The organism is Pseudomonas sp. TH21, assembly GCF_016651025.1.
Lineage (GTDB): Bacteria > Pseudomonadota > Gammaproteobacteria > Pseudomonadales > Pseudomonadaceae > Aquipseudomonas > Aquipseudomonas aylmerensis.
The window spans coordinates 5,561,345-5,579,107 of sequence record NZ_JAEKEQ010000001.1 but is presented as its reverse complement, the minus strand read 5'-3'; the positions used below and the strand labels follow the sequence as shown (position 1 = coordinate 5,579,107).

Below are 17,763 nucleotides of genomic sequence, written 5' to 3'. Positions count from 1 at the left end.
CGCCTGGGTAGGCGGTTTTTTTTGCAATCCCAGTGAGTGGCTGGGGGTGCTATCTAAAAAGACGCAATCGACCCGCAGACGGATACTAGGCCGGTTATGTAATCACGCCACTAATCACGTGTGGACATTCCTGCGGGACAGCTTCGATGACCTGTAAGGTCTGAGAAGTGGAGCCGCCTCGGCTTAAACCGGGGGCGGCTTTTTGTTGCTTAAACCCGGAAGTGACTGACCATCTGCTGCAATTGGCTGCCCAAACGCGCCAGCTCAACGCTGGACTTGGCCGTCTCGTCGCTCGCCGTTGCAGTCTGCTCCGACACATCACGCACGTTGACAATGCTGCGGCTGATCTCTTCCGCAACGGCGCTCTGCTGTTCGGCGGCGGCGGCGATCTGCTGGTTCATCGACTGGATATTCGACACCGTGCGGGTGATGTTCTCCAGCGACACACCGGCCTTGCGCGTCAGCTCGACGCTGCTGTCGGTGAGGCTGCGGCTGTTGTTCATCACATTGGCGACTTGCTGGGTGCCGTTCTGCAAACCGGCCACCAGGCCTTCGATTTCCTCGGTGGATTTCTGTGTGCGCTGGGCCAGGCCACGCACTTCATCGGCCACCACGGCAAAGCCGCGACCGGCTTCACCGGCACGCGCCGCTTCAATCGCGGCGTTGAGGGCGAGCAGGTTGGTCTGTTCGGCTACGGCCTTGATCACGTCCATTACGCTGCCAATCTTGTTGCTCTCTTGCTGCAGGTGCGTCATCGCGTCGGTGGAGCGCGCTACTTCGGTGGCCAGGCGCTCGATCTGGGCGATGGCTTCCGCCACGACCTTGTCGCCTTCGCGGGCCTGGCCGTCGGCTTCGGAAGCCGCCTGGGAGGCTTGCTCGGCGTTGCGCGCCACTTCCTGCACGGTGGCGGTCATTTCATGCATCGCGGTGGCGACCTGGTCGGTCTCGATCTTCTGGCTGTTGACGCCGGCGCTGGTCTGCTCGGTTACGGCCGACAGCTCTTCGGCGGCGCTGGCGATCTGGGTGACGCCATCACGAATGCCGCTGATCAGCTCGCGCAGGGTCGTGCCCATGCGCTGGATGCCTTGTTGCAACACGCCGAGTTCATCGCGGCGGGTCACCTGGATGTTGTGGCTCAGGTCGCCGGAAGCGATGCGCTCCACCACGGCCAGGGTTTCCTGCAAGGGGCGGGTGATCTGGCGGGTGATCACCAGGGCGGCAATGACACCGACCAGCAGCGCCAGCAACGTGCTGATCAATTGCAGGCTGCGGGCCTGGGCGCTTTCGGCGTCACGGCGATCCAGCTGGATGTCGTACAGCTTGTCGCTGATGGTGACAATGTCGGCGCCTTGGGTGGTCATTTCGGCGCGGGCGGCGACGATGTTGGCGTTGGCAGCCTTGTAGTTCTGCACGGCGCTGCGGTAGTCGCCCAGGGCGGTTTCCAGCGCGCTCAACGCGCTTTGCTGGCCGGCACCGAAAACAGCGCTGAGGCCCTTCAGGCCGTTGATGGCTTTTTCGATTTGTGCGGCGGCGCGGGCTTCGGTCTCCGCGTTGACGTTGCCGGTATAGCCGCGCACTTCATAGCGGGCCAACTGGAATTGCATCTTGGCATCGGCGACGGCCTGGAACTGTGCAAGGTGCTCGGAGCTGTCCGGGGCTTGCTTCACGCTGGTTTCCAGCGCGTTGATTTGTGCATTGGCGATGTCGGCCTTTTCGCCCATCAGCTGGCGAGAGGCATTGCCGTTTCGGTAGGCCTCGCGCATTTTGTTCAACGACTGCTGGTAGGCGGTGATGATGTTTTTCTGCTCGGTGAGCAGCTTGCGGTTTTCCGGGCTCTTGAAGCTGTCCAGCAGTTTCTGCTGTTGAGCCGTGAACGCGTCCAGGTTGGTCTGTACGTTCTGGGCCACGGCTTCGTCGCCGTTGGCGAGCATGTACTGCAGGCGCACGATCCGCAGCTTGGTCAGCGACGCATTGAGCTGGGTGATGTCGCTCATCCAGTTGCTGCGGTCGATCAGGCCGCCCAGGCTGGTCCAGCCGGTCAGGGCCAGGATTGACGTGAGGACCAGCACCAGGCCGAAGCCCAGGCCGAGTTTGAGATTGACGCTAATGTTGCCGAACCAGCTGTTCATCGAATGCTCCGCAAAAATTGATGTCTGTCTGCTGGACGGTGTTGTTCTTTGAGCCAGCCAAGTTGTGTAGGGCTGTATCGGCGGGGGGCAAGGAATCTGAACCTTTATTCGTAAGCCGATAGGCACCGCCGCCGCATAACCGACCAGCGGCGCTCGGTCGGCGGGCTGCGCGCGGCTGATCCCGGACTGACATTCTGTGCTAGTCTGCTGGCCCTTTTAGTTTCGGGCAGTGCAGGAAAACAGTGTTTTCAGCCCTGCCCTACAGCGGAGCCTCTTCATGTCCGAAGTTAATCTGTCCACCGACGAAACCCGCGTCAGCTACGGTATCGGCCGTCAGTTGGGCGACCAACTGCGCGACAACCCGCCACCGGGCGTCAGCCTGGACGCAATCCTGGCTGGCCTGACCGACGCGTTCGCCGGCAAGCCAAGCCGCGTTGACCAGGAGCAAATGGCTGCGAGCTTCAAAGTCATCCGCGAAATCATGCAAGCCGAAGCCGCTGCCAAGGCTGAAGCCGCTGCAGGTGCCGGCCTGGCATTCCTGGCGGAAAACGCCAAGCGTGACGGCATCACCACCCTGGCTTCCGGCCTGCAATTTGAAGTGTTGACCCAAGGTGACGGCGCCAAGCCGACCCGTGAAGACCAAGTGCGTACTCACTACCACGGCACGTTGATCGACGGCACGGTGTTCGACAGCTCCTACGAGCGCGGCCAGCCTGCAGAATTCCCGGTGGGTGGCGTGATCGCCGGCTGGACCGAAGCCCTGCAACTGATGAATGCCGGCAGCAAATGGCGCCTGTACGTGCCGAGCGAACTGGCTTACGGCGCTCAAGGCGTTGGCAGCATCCCGCCGCACAGCGTTCTGGTGTTCGACGTCGAGCTGCTCGACGTTCTGTAAGACCTGCTTCATGTGGGAGCCGGGCTTGCCCGCGATGCAGACGACTCGATCCGAGCTGTTATCGAGTGGAAGACATCGCCGGCAAGCCAGCTGCCACACAGGGCCTGTGTGTTGGCTGGTTCATGGATGGAACTTGCCATTGAGTTCCGTGGCCGGGCGCAATGCTCGGGCATAGCAGAACAGAAACAGATTGCGCACCACTTCCTTGAGTACACCGGGTTCACTCGAACTCAGGCCATTCACGTCCAGGTCGCCCTGGTCCTGCAGTTCATTGAGTGCCTCTTCTTCCAGCACTGCACAGACTTCGCCGGTTTCCCGATGCAGGATCCGCAGGTAAGGGTGTGGACGATCCAGCCAGGCATCTATCAAATAAGTCATGGTCGTTCTCCTTGATGAGTTTCAATGAGAATAATTCTTATTCGTAGAATAGCAAGTGCCTATTGGCGGTTTCCGGGTTTTTCTGTGTGGATATTGCGTTCGATCAACGCAGAGGGCGAAACGCCATCCCGCGGCGGGCGCGGGATGGGGGCAGCAGATTCAGACTTTGCGCACGAACTCGGACTTGAGTTTCATCGGGCCAATGCCGTCGATCTTGCAATCGATATCGTGGTCGCCGTCGCACAGGCGGATGTTCTTGACCTTGGTGCCGACCTTGACCACCAGGGACGTGCCCTTGACCTTGAGGTCCTTGATCACGGTGATGGTGTCGCCGTCCTGCAGGACGTTGCCCACAGAGTCTTTCTTCACGGTTTCATCGCCCGCCACTTCGGCCTCGCCATTGGCGGACCACTCATGGGCGCATTCCGGGCAGACCAGCTGGGCGCCGTCTTCGTAGGTGTATTCGGAATTGCATTTCGGGCAGGGTGGCAACGTGCTCACTAAAGCTCCTTGAAAGTCAGGGATGGCTAAAAGTCGCACATTATATAGGGATTTGTAGGGGGAGGGGGCGATGTGGTCTTAATGTGGGAGCAGGCAAGCCGGCTCCCACATCAAGTGCGGCGCAATCAGTGCGTCCGCGCGACCGCAAACTCACTCAGCTCAACCAGGGCATCCCGGTATTCGCTGGCCGGAAGGGCTTCCAGGCATTTGATCGCACGGGCCACGTAGTCACGCGCCAATTGCGCGGTGTACTCGAGGGAACCGGAGGCCTCCACGGCGACGCGGATGGCCTCCAGGTCCTCGATCCCGCCTTTCTGGATCGCTTTGCGCACCAGGGCGGCCTGTTCCGGCGTGCCTTCGCGCATGGTGTAGATCAGCGGCAAGGTCGGCTTGCCCTCGGCCAGGTCGTCACCGACGTTCTTGCCCAGGGTCTCGGCGTCGCCCTTGTAGTCGAGCAGGTCGTCGACCAGCTGGAACGCCACGCCCAGGTGATCCCCGAAGGTGCGCAGGGCTTCGGCCTGTTCGGCCGTCGCGCCACACAGGGCGGCGGCGCTGTGGGTCGAGGCTTCGAAGAGCATCGCGGTCTTGCCGCGAATCACTTCCATATAGGTTTCTTCGGTGGTGCTGGCGTCGCGGACCTTGGACAGCTGCAACACTTCGCCTTCGGCGATGATGCGCGTGGCCTGTGAAAGAATCTTCATCACCGGCATCGAGCCCAGCTCGACCATCATTTCGAACGAGCGCGAGTACAGGAAGTCGCCCACCAGCACGCTCGGGGCGTTGCCCCACATCGCATTGGCGGTCTCACGGCCACGGCGCATGCCGGACATGTCGACCACGTCGTCATGCAGCAGGGTGGCGGTGTGCAGGAACTCGATAGTGGCGGCCAGCAGGCGCACGTCATCGCCTTCGCGACCCAGGGCCTTGCCGCACAGCAACACTAATAAAGGACGCAGGCGCTTACCGCCCGCCGACGTAATATAGTCGCCAATTTTGGAGACCAGCGGCACTTTAGACGTCAGCTGCTGCTTGATGATGCCGTCGACGGCGCTAAAATCGTCCGCGACCGCGCGGTAGAAAGCTTGGGGTTGCATCAGCGACAGTCGCTCCAGAAGGGTTGCGCGGCATGCTAGGACCCTGACCCCCGGGTGTCAAGGCGCGATAGGCGGCCACTTGCAACGTATCAAAGCCTTGCGTACAATCGCGCACCCTGAACTTCCTGGGCAGCACCTGCCTTACGCAATTGCATTCGGGACGTCCATCCCATGCAGCCATGCCAGCCAATACCTCTTCTTATAAAGCGCTGGGTGAGCAGGATTATCGGAGAAATACCATGTCGTACGCAGTAATTGTTACTGGTGGCAAGCAATACAAGGTCGCCCCAGGTGAATACCTGAAGATCGAAAAACTGGAAGTCGCTACCGGCGAATCCGTTACTTTTGATCGCGTTCTGTTGGTCGCCAATGGCGATGACGTGAACATCGGCGCTCCAGTTGTTGCTGGCGCTACCGTTGTGGCTGAAGTGATCTCCCAAGGTCGTCACGATAAAGTCCGCATCATCAAGTTCCGTCGTCGTAAGCACCACATGAAGCGTATGGGCCACCGCCAGTGGTACACCGAGATCAAAATCACCGGTATTCAGGCTTAATTTCAGCCTAATTCCTCACTAGGAGAATTGACTCATGGCACACAAAAAAGCTGGTGGTAGTACCCGTAACGGTCGCGACTCAGAAGCCAAACGCCTTGGCGTGAAGATGTATGGCGGCCAGGCTATCAAAGCGGGCAACATCATCGTGCGTCAGCGCGGCACCCAATTCCACGCTGGCTACGGCGTTGGTATGGGTAAAGATCACACCCTCTTCGCTAAAGTCGAAGGCGTGATCAAGTTCGAAGTAAAAGGCGCCTTCGGTCGTCGTTACGTAAGCGTTATCGCAGCTTAATTGCGAGACCGCTGGAAAAGCCCTGTCTTGCGACGGGGCTTTTTCGTTTGTGGGGTGAGTCTCTTGCAAAGCTGTTTGTAATGGGCGAGAGCAGCTGGATGTGTGGTCGTTGCTTGAGGTCGCTGCGCTCATTTTTGCAAGAGTCTTATGTCTTGGTTTTTTAAGCTCGTCCGTGCGGCGAGAGGCGTTTTGTTATGAAGTTCGTTGATGAAGTTTCCATCCGAGTAAAAGCAGGCGACGGCGGTAACGGTTGCATGAGTTTCCGTCGCGAAAAATTCATCGAAAACGGTGGTCCAAACGGCGGTGACGGCGGTGACGGCGGTTCCATCTACATGATGGCCGACGAAAACCTCAACACCCTGGTCGACTACCGTTACACCCGGCACTTCGATGCCGAGCGTGGCTCCAACGGCGGCAGCACCGACTGCACCGGCAAGAAAGGCGAAGACCTGGTACTGCGCGTACCGGTCGGCACCACCATTATCGACTCCGCGACCCAGGAAGTGATTGGCGACCTGACCAAGGCCGGCCAGAAGTTGATGGTAGTGCAGGGCGGCTGGCACGGTCTGGGTAACACCCGATTCAAGTCCAGTACCAACCGTGCACCGCGCCAGACCACGCCAGGCAAGCCAGGCGAGCAGCGTGACCTCAAGCTGGAAATGAAAGTACTCGCCGACGTGGGCCTGCTGGGCCTGCCGAATGCCGGCAAGAGTACCTTCATCCGCTCGGTCTCGGCCGCCAAGCCGAAAGTCGCCGACTACCCGTTCACCACCCTGGTGCCGAACCTGGGTGTGGTCAGCGTCGACCGCTGGAAAAGCTTCGTGATCGCCGACATTCCCGGCCTGATCGAAGGCGCTTCCGATGGTGCTGGCCTGGGGATTCGCTTCCTCAAGCACTTGTCGCGTACCCGTTTGCTGCTGCACCTCGTCGACATGGCGCCGCTGGATGACACCAGCGCACCGGACGCCGCCGAAGTGATCGTCAGCGAGCTGACCAAGTTCAGCCCGTCCCTGGCTGAGCGTGATCGCTGGCTGGTGCTGAACAAGTGCGACCAGATCCTCGAAGAAGAACACGAGGAGCGCGTCAAGGAAATCGTCGATCGCCTGGAGTGGGAAGGTCCGGTCTACGTGATCTCGGCCATCGCCAAAGAAGGCACCGAGCGCCTGACCCGCGACATCATGCGCTACCTCGAAGACCGTGCCGACCGCCTGGCGGCCGATCCGGTGTTCAAGGCCGAACTGGCCGAACTCGACCAGCGCATCGAAGACGAAGCCCGCGCCCAGCTGCAGGCCCTGGATGACCAGCGTGCCCTGCGCCGCAGTGGCGTGAAGTCGGTCCATGACATCGGCGACGATGATTGGGACGAAGAAGACGTGGATGATGAAGACGGTCCGGAAATCATTTACGTGCGTGACTGATCCGTTGCGATAAACTTGAACGCCGCTCCCTGGAGCGGCGTTTTGGTATCCGGGTATAACGTTATGGGCGGCGCTGGGTCGCGTGCAGCCCTCACTCTAAGGTTGAAGAAGATGCGGAGCAAAGTGACAGGTGCGCAGCGCTGGGTCGTAAAGATCGGAAGTGCGCTGCTGACGGCAGACGGCAAGGGGCTGGATCGCGCAGCCATGAGCGTCTGGGTCGAGCAGATGGTGGCCTTGCATGAGGCGGGCGTGGAGTTGGTGCTGGTGTCGTCCGGGGCGGTTGCCGCCGGGATGAGCCGCCTCGGCTGGACCGCGCGACCCAGCGCGATGCACGAACTGCAAGCCGCCGCCGCCATCGGCCAGATGGGCCTGGTGCAAGCCTGGGAGTCCAGCTTTGCCGAGCACGGCCGCCACACGGCGCAGATCCTGCTGACCCACGACGACCTGTCCGACCGCAAGCGCTATCTCAATGCCCGCAGCACCTTGCGCGCGCTGGTGGAGCTCAAGGTCATCCCGGTGATCAACGAAAACGACACCGTGGTCACCGACGAAATCCGTTTCGGCGACAACGACACCCTGGCCGCCCTGGTGGCCAACCTGGTGGAAGCCGACCTGCTGGTGATCCTCACCGACCGCGACGGCATGTTCGACGCCGACCCACGCAACAACCCCGATGCCCAGCTTATTTATGAAGCGCGTGCCGATGACCCGGCCCTGGACGCCGTGGCCGGCAGCGTCGGCGGTGCATTGGGCCGTGGCGGCATGCAGACCAAGCTGCGCGCAGCCCGTTTGGCCGCACGCTCCGGCGCCCACACGATCATCGTTGGCGGGCGCCTGGAGCGCGTGCTGGATCGCCTCAAGGCCGGTGAGCGCATCGGTACGCTGCTGTCGCCGGAACGCGGCATGCTGGCGGCGCGCAAACAGTGGCTGGCCGGTCATCTGCAAACCCGTGGCACCCTGGTGCTGGATGAAGGCGCGGTATCGGCGTTGTCCCAAGGCAACAAGAGCCTGCTGCCAGTCGGCGTCAAGTTGGTCCAGGGCAGCTTCCGCCGTGGCGAAATGGTGGTGTGCGTGGCGCCGGATGGTCGTGAGATCGCCCGTGGCCTGGCCAACTACAGCGCCCTGGAAGCGCAGAAAATTATCGGACAATCGTCTGATGCGATTGTCGGACTCCTGGGTTACATGGCGGAACCGGAACTGGTGCACCGCGATAACCTGATCCTGGTTTAACCAAAGGAATACACGATGCGTTTAATGAAGGGATTGCTCGGCCTGCTGCTGGCCATGCCGTTGCTGGCTTCGGCTGAAGAGATCGGCCAGGTGTCGACGGTGTTCAAGTTTGTCGGCCCCAACGATCGGATCGTGGTCGAAGCGTTTGATGACCCCAAGGTCGACGGCGTGACCTGCTACCTGTCGCGTGCCAAGACCGGCGGCGTCAAGGGCGGCCTGGGCCTGGCCGAAGACCGCGCCGAAGCTTCGATTGCCTGCCGCCAGGTCGGCCCGATCCGCTTCAAGGGCGAACTCAAGGACGGCGACGAGGTCTTCAAGGAACGCACCTCGTTGGTGTTCAAGACCATGCAGGTCGTGCGCTTTCTCGACAAGAAGCGCAACACCCTGGTGTACCTGGTCTACAGCGACCGCCTGATCGAAGGCAGCCCGCAGAACGCGGTCACGGCGATTCCAATTTTGCCGTGGCCGACCGCTCAGTAATCCGCAGGCGAGTTTTGTAATCGGCGTCTATGATTGCAGGCTTGCGGGTTGTAATCTCGATACGTCGCAATGCGAAGAACATGGGATATCTGGAGTTCGTCATGAGTGCTTTCCACGACCTGAAACTCAAAGCGTTGGACGGACAAGAGCTGCCGCTGGCGCCCTTCAAGGGGCAAGTCGTGCTGGTGGTCAACGTCGCCTCCAAATGTGGCTTGACCCCGCAATACGCGGCGTTGGAGAACCTCTACCAGCAGTACAAGGACCAGGGGTTCACCGTGCTGGGCTTGCCTTGCAACCAGTTTGCAGGCCAGGAACCGGGCACCGAGGATGAAATCCGCGAGTTCTGCAGCCTCAACTATGGCGTGACGTTCCCGCTGGGCAGCAAGCTCGATGTGAACGGCCCTGAGCGTCACCAGCTGTACCGCCTGCTGGCGGGTGAGGGCGCCGAGTTTCCTGGGGATATCACCTGGAATTTCGAGAAATTCCTGCTCGGTAAAGACGGTCGGGTCCTGGCGCGTTTCTCGCCACGTACCCCCCCGGAAGACCCGTCGATCATCCAGGCCATCGAAAAAGCCCTGGCTTGAACACCGGGCTGGCTTCGAAGAGCGGCTTTTTGTGGTGAGTGGGCTTATTGTGGCTAGCAGGCTTGATGGGTGAGCAGGCTTGTTGTGGCTAGCAGGCTTGATGGGGTGAGCAGGCTTGTTGTGGCTAGCATGCTTTATGTGGCGAGCGGGCTTGCCCCGCGTTGGGCTGCGCAGCAGCCCCAAAACCCTCCACCTCGGAGTCTCTGAAAAACTGCGCTGACTTGATTGGGGCTGCTGCGCAGCCCAACGCGGGGCAAGCCCGCTCGCCACAAGGTGCCTGCGCAATAAGCGCGCTCACCCCAGCCCAACAGCTACCACGCTCCCCTGCTTTTACCCTTTCATCACCCCCATCAATTTTGTGGTGAGCCGGCTTGTTGTGGCTAGCAGGCTTGATGGGCTGAGCAGGCTTGTTGTGGCTAGCATGCTTCATGTGGCAAGCCCGCTCGCCACAAGGTGCCTGTGCAATAAGCGCGCTCACCCCAGCCCAACAGCTACCACGCTCCCCTGCTTTTACTTCTTAGTCACCCCCATCAATTTTGTGGTGAGCCGGCTTGTTGTGACTAGCAGGCTTGATGGGCTGAGCCGGCTTGTTGTGACTAGCATGCTTCATGTGGTGAGCGGGCTTGCCACAAGGTGCCTGCGCAATAAACGCGCTCACCCCAGCCCAACAGCTACCACGCTCCCCTGCTTTTACCCCTTAATCACCCCCATCAATAGTGCTACCCAGCGCGGGGCACTGCTCATATTATCCGCATCATAAACCCCGTCTTTCGTGGAGTGCCCCCATGCCTGTCCAAGCCTTGTTCAAACCGTTCCAGCTCGGCGCACTGCAGCTGTCGACCCGCGTGGTCATGGCGCCGATGACCCGCTCGTTTTCCCCGGGTGGCGTGCCCAATTCCAAAGTGATCGAGTACTACCGTCGCCGTGCCGCTGCCGGCGTCGGCCTGATCATCACCGAGGGCACTGTGGTCGGCCACAAGGCTTCCAATGGCTATCCCAATGTCCCGCATTTCTATGGAGAAGCGGCGCTCGCCGGCTGGAAGAAAGTGGTCGATGCCGTGCACGCCGAGGGCGGCAAGATCGTCCCGCAGCTGTGGCACGTGGGCAGCGTACGTCGCATCGGCACCGAGCCTGACGCCAGCGTGCCGGCTTACGGCCCGATGGAAAAACTCAAGGACGGCAACGTGGTCGTGCATGGCATGACCGTCGAGGACATCCAGGATGTCATTGCCGCCTTCGCCCAAGCCGCCAAGGATGCCCAGGGCATCGGCATGGACGGCGTGGAAATCCACGGCGCCCACGGTTACCTGGTCGACCAGTTCTTCTGGGAAGGCAGCAATCAGCGCACTGACGAATACGGTGGCAGCCTGGCCAACCGTTCGCGCTTTGCCATCGAGCTGATCCAGGCCACCCGCGCCGCCGTGGGCCCGGACTTCCCGATCATCTTCCGTTTCTCGCAGTGGAAGCAGCAGGACTACACCGCGCGCCTGGTGCAAACCCCCGAAGCATTGGGGGCGTTCCTCAAGCCTTTGTCTGACGCCGGCGTGGATATTTTCCACTGCTCTACCCGCCGTTTCTGGGAGCCGGAGTTCGAAGGTTCCGACCTCAACCTGGCCGGCTGGACGCGCAAGCTGACCGGCAAGCCAACCATCACCGTCGGCAGCGTCGGCCTGGATGGCGAGTTCCTGCAGTTCATGGTCAATACCGACAAGGTCGCGCAACCGGCGAGCCTGGAAAAGCTGCTGGAACGCCTGAACAACGACGAGTTCGACCTGGTGGCCGTCGGCCGTGCATTGCTGGTCGATCCGGATTGGGCGCTGAAAGTGCGCGAAGGTCGTGAAGGCGACATCCTGCCGTTCAGTCGTGAGGCGCTAACGACGCTGGTGTAAGCCATCAGGGGCAAGGGTGACCGGCGGATGTATCCGCCGGTCGTGTTTCAACTCACGGCGTCTAAATCGTCCGGCCAATCTTTTGTAGCGTGCTGGAAGTTCTGATTTTGCTTCTGGCTGATGTCCTCATAATTGATGCTCTGAGAGCCTTGCCCTTGCGATCCGTACTCAATGCTGGACGCTGCTGACGTTTGGGCTGGCTCGTCAGAGGGCGCAGCTTGATCGTTTTGAGGATAGTTCCAGGCTGCAGCCTGTGTATTGCCAATTGCGCCTACGCCCATTGGTATCTCCATGTGTTATTGATTTGATAGGGGGGCTCGAAACCATCTCTCGGTTCCAAGACCTCTTTATGTGGGATGCAGGTGGGATAGGGTTCCAGGCCCGCGTGGTCTTTTTGGACGGGAGGAGGCAGGCAAGGCGTTGTGGTGGGCCAGGACGATGTCACGGCGGCCAGGTTCTGCGTCAGATCAGGCGTGAAGTCGCCGCTATCGACACGTCCTCGCCACAGGCGCTGCGCAGTTGTCCTTCAAACTGCTCGATAATCGCCGGCCAGCCCTGGCGGCTCGCATGTTGGCGCGCATTCAGTCGGGCCCTGCGCAAGGTCTCGCGTTCTTCCAGCAGCCAGATCGCGGCATCGCAAAATGCATCCTCATCCCCGGGCATCGCCAGCACGCCGTTGTAGCCATGGCGGATATGCTGGGTGGCGGCCGCCTGGTCGTAGGCGACCACGCCGAGCCCGGAGGCCATGGCTTCCAGCACCACGTTGCCGAAGGTTTCGGTCAGGCTGGGGAACAGGAACAGATCCCCTGAGGCGTAATGCCGGGCCAACTCTTCGCCACACTGGGTGCCGCAGAACACGGCGTCAGGGAGCTCTCGCTCGAGCAGCGCGCGTTGCGGACCGTCACCGACGATGACCAGCTTCAAGCGGCGCCACGAGTAGGTCGCCTGCACTGCATCAAAGCAGCGCTTGAGCAGGCCGAGGTTTTTCTCCTGGGCCAGGCGCCCGACGTGCAGCACTGCGATATCGTCGTTTTCCAGGCCCCAGCTTTCGCGCAGGGCACTGTCGCGCCTGGCCGGATGGAACAGCTGGCTGTCGACGCCGCGCGACAACATCCCCAGCCGCTCGAAATGCCGGCGCTCCAGTTCCAGGCGCTGGCTGGCGCTGGGGACCAGGGTCAGGGTCGAACGGTTATGAAACCAGCGCAGGTAGTGAGTGACCATGCGGCTCAGCAGGCTCAAGCCGTACTGGTTCGAGTACTGCTGGAAATTGGTGTGAAAGCCGCTGACCACGCTGATCCCCAGGCGCCGCGCGGCACGCAATGCCGACAGTCCCAGCGGGCCTTCGGTGGCGATGTACAGCACGTCCGGGCGCTGGCGCGTCCAGCGGCGCAGCAATTTGTGCATCGACGACTGGCCCCATTGCAGCCCTGGATACCCCGGCAACGGCCAGCCGCGGCACAGCAGCAGGCCATCGTCGCTGGGACGGCTCTGGTCCGCGCCCTGGCGCGGGCGCACCAGTTCGACCTGATGGCCGCGCGCGCGCAAACCGTCGCACAGGCGGCCAAGGGTATTGGCCACCCCGTTGATCTCTGGCGGGAAGGTTTCGGTGATCAGGGTGATGTGGAGCGAGGCTGTCGTCATGACCCACAGTGTCGCCGTGGGCCATGTCGTCATTGTGTCATCCAGATGATGGATTTATGACTTGGCGATCTGCTGCGCCGCCATTGCCTCGGCGCCTTGCTCACGCACCCAGAACAACGTGGCGCCGGCCACCGCCGCCGGCATCATCAGCAGGTTGACCACCGGCACCAGCAGCACCAGGTAGACGATGCCGCCGAAGCTCATGCTCTGCCAGCGTTTCTGGCGCAGCCAGGCGAGCATTTCGTTCCAACCCAGCTTGTGGTTGTCGGCCGGGTAGTCGATGTACTGGATCGCCATCATCCACACGCCGAACAGCAGCCACAGCGGCGCCGCGATCAGGTTGACCACCGGGATGAACGACAGGATAAACAGGCCGATGGCCCGTGGCAGGAAATAGCCCAGCTTGCGCATTTCCCGGGCCAGGGTACGTGGGACCATCGCCACCAGCTCGCCCCAACTGAACGGGGGGAAGTCATCGGTACCGCGCACCACCACCTCGACCTTCTCGGCCAGGAAGCCGTTGAACGGCGCGGCGATGATATTGGCGAGCATGGTGAAGGTGAAGAACACCATCAGCACCACCAGCACCACGAACAGCGGCCACAGGATATAGCTGAGGAAGCTCAGCCAGCCGGGCAGCGTCGGCATCAGCGTGTCGACCCACAGGCTGAACTGATGGCCGGCAAAATAGATCAGGCCGACGAACAGCACCAGGTTGATCGCCAGGGGCAGCAGTACAAACAGGCGCAGGCCGGGGCTCAGGACCAGTTTGAGGCCTTCTCGCAGGTATTGCGGGCCGGAAAGAGCGGGGGCGGGCATGGAGAACTCCGAGCAGGATGACGAACGCGCCGACCTTACCGGCTTTGCATCGACGGCGAAAGCGTGGTCGGTGTGACGACATCAACGGTAACAAAGGCGTCGATTAATCGATCTGACTGCATAGAGACCCGCTATGAGCTGGATTGTTATTGCGTATTTCCTTAATCTTGCCCCCCTCGATACGCTGCACCCATTATTTTTCAGGGCCTGCGAGTTCAAGCCTTCCCCAAGTGCTTCGTGGTCCCTTTTTTATTCCAGCCGCCTTGTTGTCCGGGCGGTCGACAGGAGTGAGTCATGTCTGATACCCGTCATTCGCGAGTGATTATTCTCGGTTCCGGCCCTGCCGGTTACAGCGCTGCCGTCTACGCTGCCCGCGCCAACCTCAAGCCGCTGCTGATCACCGGCATGCAGGCGGGCGGTCAGTTGACCACCACCACCGAAGTCGACAACTGGCCGGGCGATGTCCACGGCCTGACCGGCCCGGTGCTGATGGAGCGGATGAAAGAGCACGCCGAGCGTTTTGAGACCGAGATCGTCTTCGATCACATCAACCAGGTCGATTTCTCGAAAAAGCCTTACAGCCTGACCGGCGACAGCGGCGTGTACACCTGTGACGCACTGATCATCGCCACCGGTGCCAGCGCCCGTTACCTGGGCCTGCCGTCGGAAGAAGCGTTCATGGGCAAGGGCGTTTCCGCCTGCGCGACCTGCGACGGTTTCTTCTACCGCAACAAGCCGGTCGCCGTGGTCGGTGGCGGCAACACTGCCGTGGAAGAGGCGCTGTACCTGGCCAACATCGCCAGCACCGTGACCCTGGTTCACCGTCGCGAGACCTTCCGCGCCGAGAAGATCCTGATCGACAAGCTGCACGCCCGTGTCGCTGAAGGCAAGATCATCCTCAAGCTCAACGCCACCCTGGACGAAGTCCTCGGCGACAACATGGGCGTGACCGGTGCTCGCCTGAAAAACAACGACGGCAGCTTCGACGAGCTGAAAGTCGACGGCGTGTTCATCGCCATCGGCCACACCCCGAACACCTCGCTGTTCGAAGGCGTGCTGGAGGCCAAGGACGGTTACCTGGTCGTGCAGGGCGGCCGTGAAGGCAACGCCACGGCGACCAACATCGAAGGCATCTTCGCCGCCGGTGACGTGGCTGACCACGTGTACCGCCAGGCCATCACCTCGGCTGGCGCCGGTTGCATGGCCGCCCTGGACGCCGAGCGTTACCTCGACGGCCTGAAAAACGCTTCGTTCTGAACCCGTTGAAATGAAAAAACCGGCTGCGAGGCCGGTTTTTTTATGCGCGGGATTTGACGATCCAGCGCTATCTCAACGTGGTAATCCAATCACTGTGGGAGCTGGCTTGCCTGCGATAGCGGTGTGTCAGTCACCGACGTCATCGCAGGCAAGCCCGCTCCCAGATTAAATCGGGTTGGCAAATTGAATCAGCGGCGCGTCAATGGCTGCTGAGTGAACTTCACGCCGGCCAATCCATGCTCGATCAGTGCACGAATGTTGCCGTGGTCACTGCCCTCTGGCGTGGCCAGTACCGAGCGGTAATGCTCGCCAAACGCCAGCAGCGCTTCCTGATCGCTCAAGCCTTCCAGCAGGGCCAGACCCAGGGTCTTGCACGAGCCTTCGTTCTGGCCGGCGGCGTTTTCCACCGGGCCGTTGGTGAAGGCCTGCGGTTGGTAGTCGTAGCCAGCGGCCACAAATGCCAGGGTATCGGCGAAGACGTGTTCGCCACTGTTGAGGCTGGCGCGCAGGGTGTTCAGGTCAGTCATGGGTTTTTCCTTTGGCGAACGCCGCCTGTTGGTCGGCGCTGGCTTCTTTCTGGTATTGGGCTTTCCACTCGGCGTACGGCATGCCGTACACCACTTCACGCGCGTCATCGAGGCTCAGCTCGATGTGGCGCTCATCGGCCTCGGCCTTGTACCACTTGGACAAGCAGTTGCGGCAGAAACCGGAGAGGTTCATCAGGTCGATGTTCTGCACATCCTTGCGGCTGTCCAGGTGCGCCACCAGCCGGCGGAAGGCGGCGGCTTCGAGTTCGAGGCGTTGTTGGTCGTTCATGACGGTCTCTTCGAGACAGCTTCAAGCGGGTAAGCTTCAAGCTGCAAGTGGGAATGAGGTTGGCTTTAACGTGTGGCTTGAAGCTTATCGCTCGAGGCTGGGCGGCTCGCCGCGAGCGTTATCGAAACCGACTCGGCAAAGCGCAGCGCATGCGGCTTGTCGACTTCGACTTCGGCGTACAACACCGATTCGTTGCTCATCACCAGGTCCAGCAGCTCCTGGGTCAGGCGCTCCAGCAGGGCAAAACGATTGCCTTCGACGTGGGCAATGATCGCCTTGGTGATGGTGCGGTAGTTCAGGGCATGGTCGATGTCGTTGTCGCGCACGGCTTCCTGGGCGGCATACAGGATGGTGAGGTTGATCAGCACGTCCTGCTTGTTGAGGATTTCGTCCTCGTTGATGCCGATGAAAGTGCGCAGGCACAGGTCCTTGACCCGGATGCGCGCCATGCCTGGTTGAAGTTGTGGCATTGCTACTTGCTCCGTCCAATCAGTTGCAGGAACTCCATGCGCGTGGTGTTCGACTCGCGGAACGCGCCGAGCATCACCGAGGTGTTCATGGTTGAATTCTGTTTTTCCACGCCGCGCATCATCATGCACATGTGCTTGGCCTCGATGACCACGGCCACGCCGGCGGCCTGGGTCACGTCCTGGATGGCGTCGGCGATCTGCCGCGTGAGGTTTTCCTGGATCTGCAGGCGCCGGGCGAACATGTCGACGATGCGCGCCAGCTTCGACAGGCCGAGCACCTTGCCGGTCGGAATGTAGGCCACGTGGGCCTTGCCGATAAAGGGCAGCAAGTGATGCTCGCACAGCGAGTACAACTCGATGTCCTTGAGGATCACCATCTCGTCGTTGTCGGAGGCGAACAGGGCGCCGTTGACGATTTCTTCCAGGTTCTGCTCGTAGCCATGACACAGGTACTGCATGGCTTTGGCGGCACGCTTGGGGGTGTCGAGCAAGCCTTCGCGTTCCGGGTCTTCGCCCAGGCCCTTGAGGATCTCGCGGTAGTGGTGGGGCAGGGACAAGGTCATACAACATCCTCACAAACGGCTTACTTGATATGCCGCCCGCCGTTGACGGTCAGGGTGGTACCGGTGACATAGGGGTTGTCCAGCAGGTAACGCAGGCTCTGGTAAATCACTTCCGGCCCGGGCTCGATGCCCAGCGCCGACTTGGCCAGGACCTTGGCGCGGTAGGCCGCGTCGTCGTGCTCGTTGAACATCACCATCGCCGGGGCGATGCCGTTGACCTTGATCAGCGGCGCGAACTGCGCGGCAAACGACAGCGTAAGGCTGTCGAGCCCGGCCTTGGTGGCGCAATAGGCGATGTGCTGGCGGCTGCCCTTGCGCACCACATCGTCGCTGATGTGCACGATGTCGGCGGGCGAAGAGCGTTGCAGCAAAGGTGAACAATGAAGGTTGATCAGGTACGGCGCAAGCATGTGCACGCTGAACATGTCGGTAAAGGCGCGGCTTTCGTCGCCGGGTGTTTCCGCGACCCAGGCCGAGGCGTTATGCACGATCGCACGCAGGCACTGGGTATGCGTGTTCAATTCATCGATGAACGCCAGGATCCCCGCTTCGCTGGAGAAGTCGGCAAACACGCCGATCGCACCGCGTTCGCGCAAGGCCTGCACGCCGGGACGTTCGCTGCGGTAGCTGAAAATCACCGCATGGCCTTCGTCCAGCAGGCGCTGGGCACAATGCAGGCCGACACGCTGGCCGGCGCCGGTGATCAGGATCGGGGCGGGGGTGGATGTCATGGGAGGCTCGAGTCGCTGGCAG

Annotated in this window: 20 protein-coding genes and 2 pseudogenes; 9 read left to right on the top strand and 13 right to left on the bottom strand. The window is 61.1% G+C overall.

Annotation, left to right across the window (positions count from 1 at the left end; genetic code table 11):
• Positions 1–209: 209 nt before the first annotated feature.
• Positions 210–806: pseudogene (locus JFU04_RS30760) on the bottom strand (methyl-accepting chemotaxis protein); the annotation flags it as partial.
• Between the two features lie 258 nt (positions 807–1,064).
• Positions 1,065–2,129: pseudogene (locus tag JFU04_RS30755) on the bottom strand (methyl-accepting chemotaxis protein); the annotation flags it as partial.
• Positions 2,130–2,406: 277 nt separating this feature from the next.
• Between JFU04_RS30755 and JFU04_RS24720 the strand changes: the two are divergent.
• The gene (locus JFU04_RS24720; protein WP_065908463.1) at positions 2,407–3,024 is read left to right on the top strand and encodes an FKBP-type peptidyl-prolyl cis-trans isomerase; all 618 of its coding nucleotides are present in this window, start codon (positions 2,407–2,409) and stop codon (positions 3,022–3,024) included.
• A 120-nt stretch (positions 3,025–3,144) separates the two neighbouring features.
• On the opposite strand, the gene JFU04_RS24715 is transcribed toward JFU04_RS24720, so the two are convergent.
• The 3 genes from JFU04_RS24715 to JFU04_RS24705 form a co-directional block, all read right to left on the bottom strand.
• On the bottom strand, positions 3,145–3,402 hold the full coding sequence (locus JFU04_RS24715; RefSeq protein ID WP_003194088.1) for a PA4570 family protein: 258 nt from the start codon (positions 3,400–3,402) through the stop codon (positions 3,145–3,147).
• 159 nt (positions 3,403–3,561) lie between these two features.
• Positions 3,562–3,903 (bottom strand): zinc ribbon domain-containing protein YjdM, encoded by a 342-nt coding sequence (locus tag JFU04_RS24710; protein ID WP_073521882.1) that lies wholly within the window; start codon positions 3,901–3,903, stop codon positions 3,562–3,564.
• A 125-nt stretch (positions 3,904–4,028) separates the two neighbouring features.
• Positions 4,029–4,997, bottom strand: a complete 969-nt coding sequence (locus JFU04_RS24705) for a polyprenyl synthetase family protein (RefSeq protein WP_065908467.1) — start codon at positions 4,995–4,997, stop codon at positions 4,029–4,031.
• A gap of 239 nt (positions 4,998–5,236) precedes the next feature.
• Here JFU04_RS24705 and rplU point away from each other — a divergent pair, with 239 nt between their 5' ends.
• From rplU to JFU04_RS24670, 7 genes are all read left to right on the top strand, one after another.
• Positions 5,237–5,551 (top strand): 50S ribosomal protein L21, encoded by a 315-nt coding sequence (gene rplU / locus JFU04_RS24700; protein ID WP_007950961.1) that lies wholly within the window; start codon positions 5,237–5,239, stop codon positions 5,549–5,551.
• A gap of 34 nt (positions 5,552–5,585) precedes the next feature.
• Positions 5,586–5,843, top strand: a complete 258-nt coding sequence (gene rpmA / locus JFU04_RS24695; RefSeq protein WP_003205738.1) for a 50S ribosomal protein L27 — start codon at positions 5,586–5,588, stop codon at positions 5,841–5,843.
• Positions 5,844–6,037: 194 nt separating this feature from the next.
• A complete protein-coding gene (gene cgtA, locus JFU04_RS24690) occupies positions 6,038–7,261 on the top strand; it encodes an Obg family GTPase CgtA (RefSeq protein WP_010206489.1) in 1,224 nt (407 codons plus the stop codon).
• Positions 7,262–7,372: 111 nt separating this feature from the next.
• A complete protein-coding gene (gene proB / locus JFU04_RS24685) occupies positions 7,373–8,491 on the top strand; it encodes a glutamate 5-kinase (protein ID WP_005791305.1) in 1,119 nt (372 codons plus the stop codon).
• Positions 8,492–8,506: 15 nt separating this feature from the next.
• On the top strand, positions 8,507–8,971 hold the full coding sequence (locus tag JFU04_RS24680; RefSeq protein WP_048722903.1) for a CreA family protein: 465 nt from the start codon (positions 8,507–8,509) through the stop codon (positions 8,969–8,971).
• A 101-nt stretch (positions 8,972–9,072) separates the two neighbouring features.
• On the top strand, positions 9,073–9,555 hold the full coding sequence (locus JFU04_RS24675; protein ID WP_065908472.1) for a glutathione peroxidase: 483 nt from the start codon (positions 9,073–9,075) through the stop codon (positions 9,553–9,555).
• A 785-nt stretch (positions 9,556–10,340) separates the two neighbouring features.
• Complete coding sequence (locus tag JFU04_RS24670) at positions 10,341–11,444, top strand: NADH:flavin oxidoreductase (protein ID WP_120449884.1); 1,104 nt, start codon at positions 10,341–10,343, stop codon at positions 11,442–11,444.
• A gap of 47 nt (positions 11,445–11,491) precedes the next feature.
• On the opposite strand, the gene JFU04_RS24665 is transcribed toward JFU04_RS24670, so the two are convergent.
• From JFU04_RS24665 to cysZ, 3 genes are all read right to left on the bottom strand, one after another.
• Entirely contained in the window at positions 11,492–11,725 is a 234-nt protein-coding gene (locus tag JFU04_RS24665; RefSeq protein WP_201145863.1) for a hypothetical protein, read from the bottom strand.
• Between the two features lie 181 nt (positions 11,726–11,906).
• The gene (locus JFU04_RS24660) at positions 11,907–13,085 is read right to left on the bottom strand and encodes a glycosyltransferase family 4 protein (RefSeq protein WP_201146446.1); all 1,179 of its coding nucleotides are present in this window, start codon (positions 13,083–13,085) and stop codon (positions 11,907–11,909) included.
• A 54-nt stretch (positions 13,086–13,139) separates the two neighbouring features.
• The gene (cysZ, locus tag JFU04_RS24655) at positions 13,140–13,904 is read right to left on the bottom strand and encodes a sulfate transporter CysZ (protein ID WP_065908480.1); all 765 of its coding nucleotides are present in this window, start codon (positions 13,902–13,904) and stop codon (positions 13,140–13,142) included.
• A gap of 294 nt (positions 13,905–14,198) precedes the next feature.
• Here cysZ and trxB point away from each other — a divergent pair, with 294 nt between their 5' ends.
• Positions 14,199–15,161: a thioredoxin-disulfide reductase gene (trxB, locus tag JFU04_RS24650; RefSeq protein ID WP_200623793.1), complete on the top strand. Its 963-nt coding sequence runs from the start codon at positions 14,199–14,201 to the stop codon at positions 15,159–15,161.
• Positions 15,162–15,349: 188 nt separating this feature from the next.
• Here the strand turns inward: trxB and JFU04_RS24645 are convergent, their stop codons facing one another.
• The 5 genes from JFU04_RS24645 to folM all read right to left on the bottom strand — a co-directional run bounded on the left by JFU04_RS24645 (position 15,350) and on the right by folM (position 17,741).
• Complete coding sequence (locus JFU04_RS24645) at positions 15,350–15,688, bottom strand: HopJ type III effector protein (protein WP_120449880.1); 339 nt, start codon at positions 15,686–15,688, stop codon at positions 15,350–15,352.
• On the bottom strand, positions 15,681–15,977 hold the full coding sequence (locus JFU04_RS24640) for a DUF1244 domain-containing protein (RefSeq protein ID WP_065908484.1): 297 nt from the start codon (positions 15,975–15,977) through the stop codon (positions 15,681–15,683). Before JFU04_RS24640 ends, JFU04_RS24645 begins: the two co-directional genes overlap by 8 nt.
• Positions 15,978–16,042: 65 nt before the next feature.
• The gene (gene folX / locus JFU04_RS24635) at positions 16,043–16,447 is read right to left on the bottom strand and encodes a dihydroneopterin triphosphate 2'-epimerase (RefSeq protein ID WP_065908486.1); all 405 of its coding nucleotides are present in this window, start codon (positions 16,445–16,447) and stop codon (positions 16,043–16,045) included.
• A 2-nt stretch (positions 16,448–16,449) separates the two neighbouring features.
• Positions 16,450–17,010 carry a GTP cyclohydrolase I FolE gene (folE, locus tag JFU04_RS24630; RefSeq protein ID WP_025858052.1) on the bottom strand — a complete coding sequence of 187 codons (561 nt, stop codon included), beginning with the start codon at positions 17,008–17,010 and terminating at the stop codon, positions 16,450–16,452.
• Positions 17,011–17,030: 20 nt separating this feature from the next.
• Complete coding sequence (gene folM, locus JFU04_RS24625) at positions 17,031–17,741, bottom strand: dihydromonapterin reductase (RefSeq protein ID WP_106802647.1); 711 nt, start codon at positions 17,739–17,741, stop codon at positions 17,031–17,033.
• Positions 17,742–17,763: the final 22 nt, after the last annotated feature.

What these genes read in the sequence shown, in the direction of transcription:
- JFU04_RS24720 (WP_065908463.1), top strand. Translation starts at nt 2,407, where the DNA reads ATGTCCGAAGTTAATCTGTCCACCGACGAAACCCGCGTCAGCTACGGT.
- JFU04_RS24715 (WP_003194088.1), bottom strand. Translation starts at nt 3,402, where the DNA reads ATGACTTATTTGATAGATGCCTGGCTGGATCGTCCACACCCTTACCTG.
- JFU04_RS24705 (WP_065908467.1), bottom strand. Translation starts at nt 4,997, where the DNA reads ATGCAACCCCAAGCTTTCTACCGCGCGGTCGCGGACGATTTTAGCGCC.
- rplU (WP_007950961.1), top strand. Translation starts at nt 5,237, where the DNA reads ATGTCGTACGCAGTAATTGTTACTGGTGGCAAGCAATACAAGGTCGCC.
- rpmA (WP_003205738.1), top strand. Translation starts at nt 5,586, where the DNA reads ATGGCACACAAAAAAGCTGGTGGTAGTACCCGTAACGGTCGCGACTCA.
- cgtA (WP_010206489.1), top strand. Translation starts at nt 6,038, where the DNA reads ATGAAGTTCGTTGATGAAGTTTCCATCCGAGTAAAAGCAGGCGACGGC.
- proB (WP_005791305.1), top strand. Translation starts at nt 7,373, where the DNA reads ATGCGGAGCAAAGTGACAGGTGCGCAGCGCTGGGTCGTAAAGATCGGA.
- JFU04_RS24680 (WP_048722903.1), top strand. Translation starts at nt 8,507, where the DNA reads ATGCGTTTAATGAAGGGATTGCTCGGCCTGCTGCTGGCCATGCCGTTG.
- JFU04_RS24675 (WP_065908472.1), top strand. Translation starts at nt 9,073, where the DNA reads ATGAGTGCTTTCCACGACCTGAAACTCAAAGCGTTGGACGGACAAGAG.
- JFU04_RS24670 (WP_120449884.1), top strand. Translation starts at nt 10,341, where the DNA reads ATGCCTGTCCAAGCCTTGTTCAAACCGTTCCAGCTCGGCGCACTGCAG.
- JFU04_RS24665 (WP_201145863.1), bottom strand. Translation starts at nt 11,725, where the DNA reads ATGGGCGTAGGCGCAATTGGCAATACACAGGCTGCAGCCTGGAACTAT.
- JFU04_RS24660 (WP_201146446.1), bottom strand. Translation starts at nt 13,085, where the DNA reads ATGACGACAGCCTCGCTCCACATCACCCTGATCACCGAAACCTTCCCG.
- cysZ (WP_065908480.1), bottom strand. Translation starts at nt 13,904, where the DNA reads ATGCCCGCCCCCGCTCTTTCCGGCCCGCAATACCTGCGAGAAGGCCTC.
- trxB (WP_200623793.1), top strand. Translation starts at nt 14,199, where the DNA reads ATGTCTGATACCCGTCATTCGCGAGTGATTATTCTCGGTTCCGGCCCT.
- JFU04_RS24645 (WP_120449880.1), bottom strand. Translation starts at nt 15,688, where the DNA reads ATGACTGACCTGAACACCCTGCGCGCCAGCCTCAACAGTGGCGAACAC.
- JFU04_RS24640 (WP_065908484.1), bottom strand. Translation starts at nt 15,977, where the DNA reads ATGAACGACCAACAACGCCTCGAACTCGAAGCCGCCGCCTTCCGCCGG.
- folX (WP_065908486.1), bottom strand. Translation starts at nt 16,447, where the DNA reads ATGCCACAACTTCAACCAGGCATGGCGCGCATCCGGGTCAAGGACCTG.
- folE (WP_025858052.1), bottom strand. Translation starts at nt 17,010, where the DNA reads ATGACCTTGTCCCTGCCCCACCACTACCGCGAGATCCTCAAGGGCCTG.
- folM (WP_106802647.1), bottom strand. Translation starts at nt 17,741, where the DNA reads ATGACATCCACCCCCGCCCCGATCCTGATCACCGGCGCCGGCCAGCGT.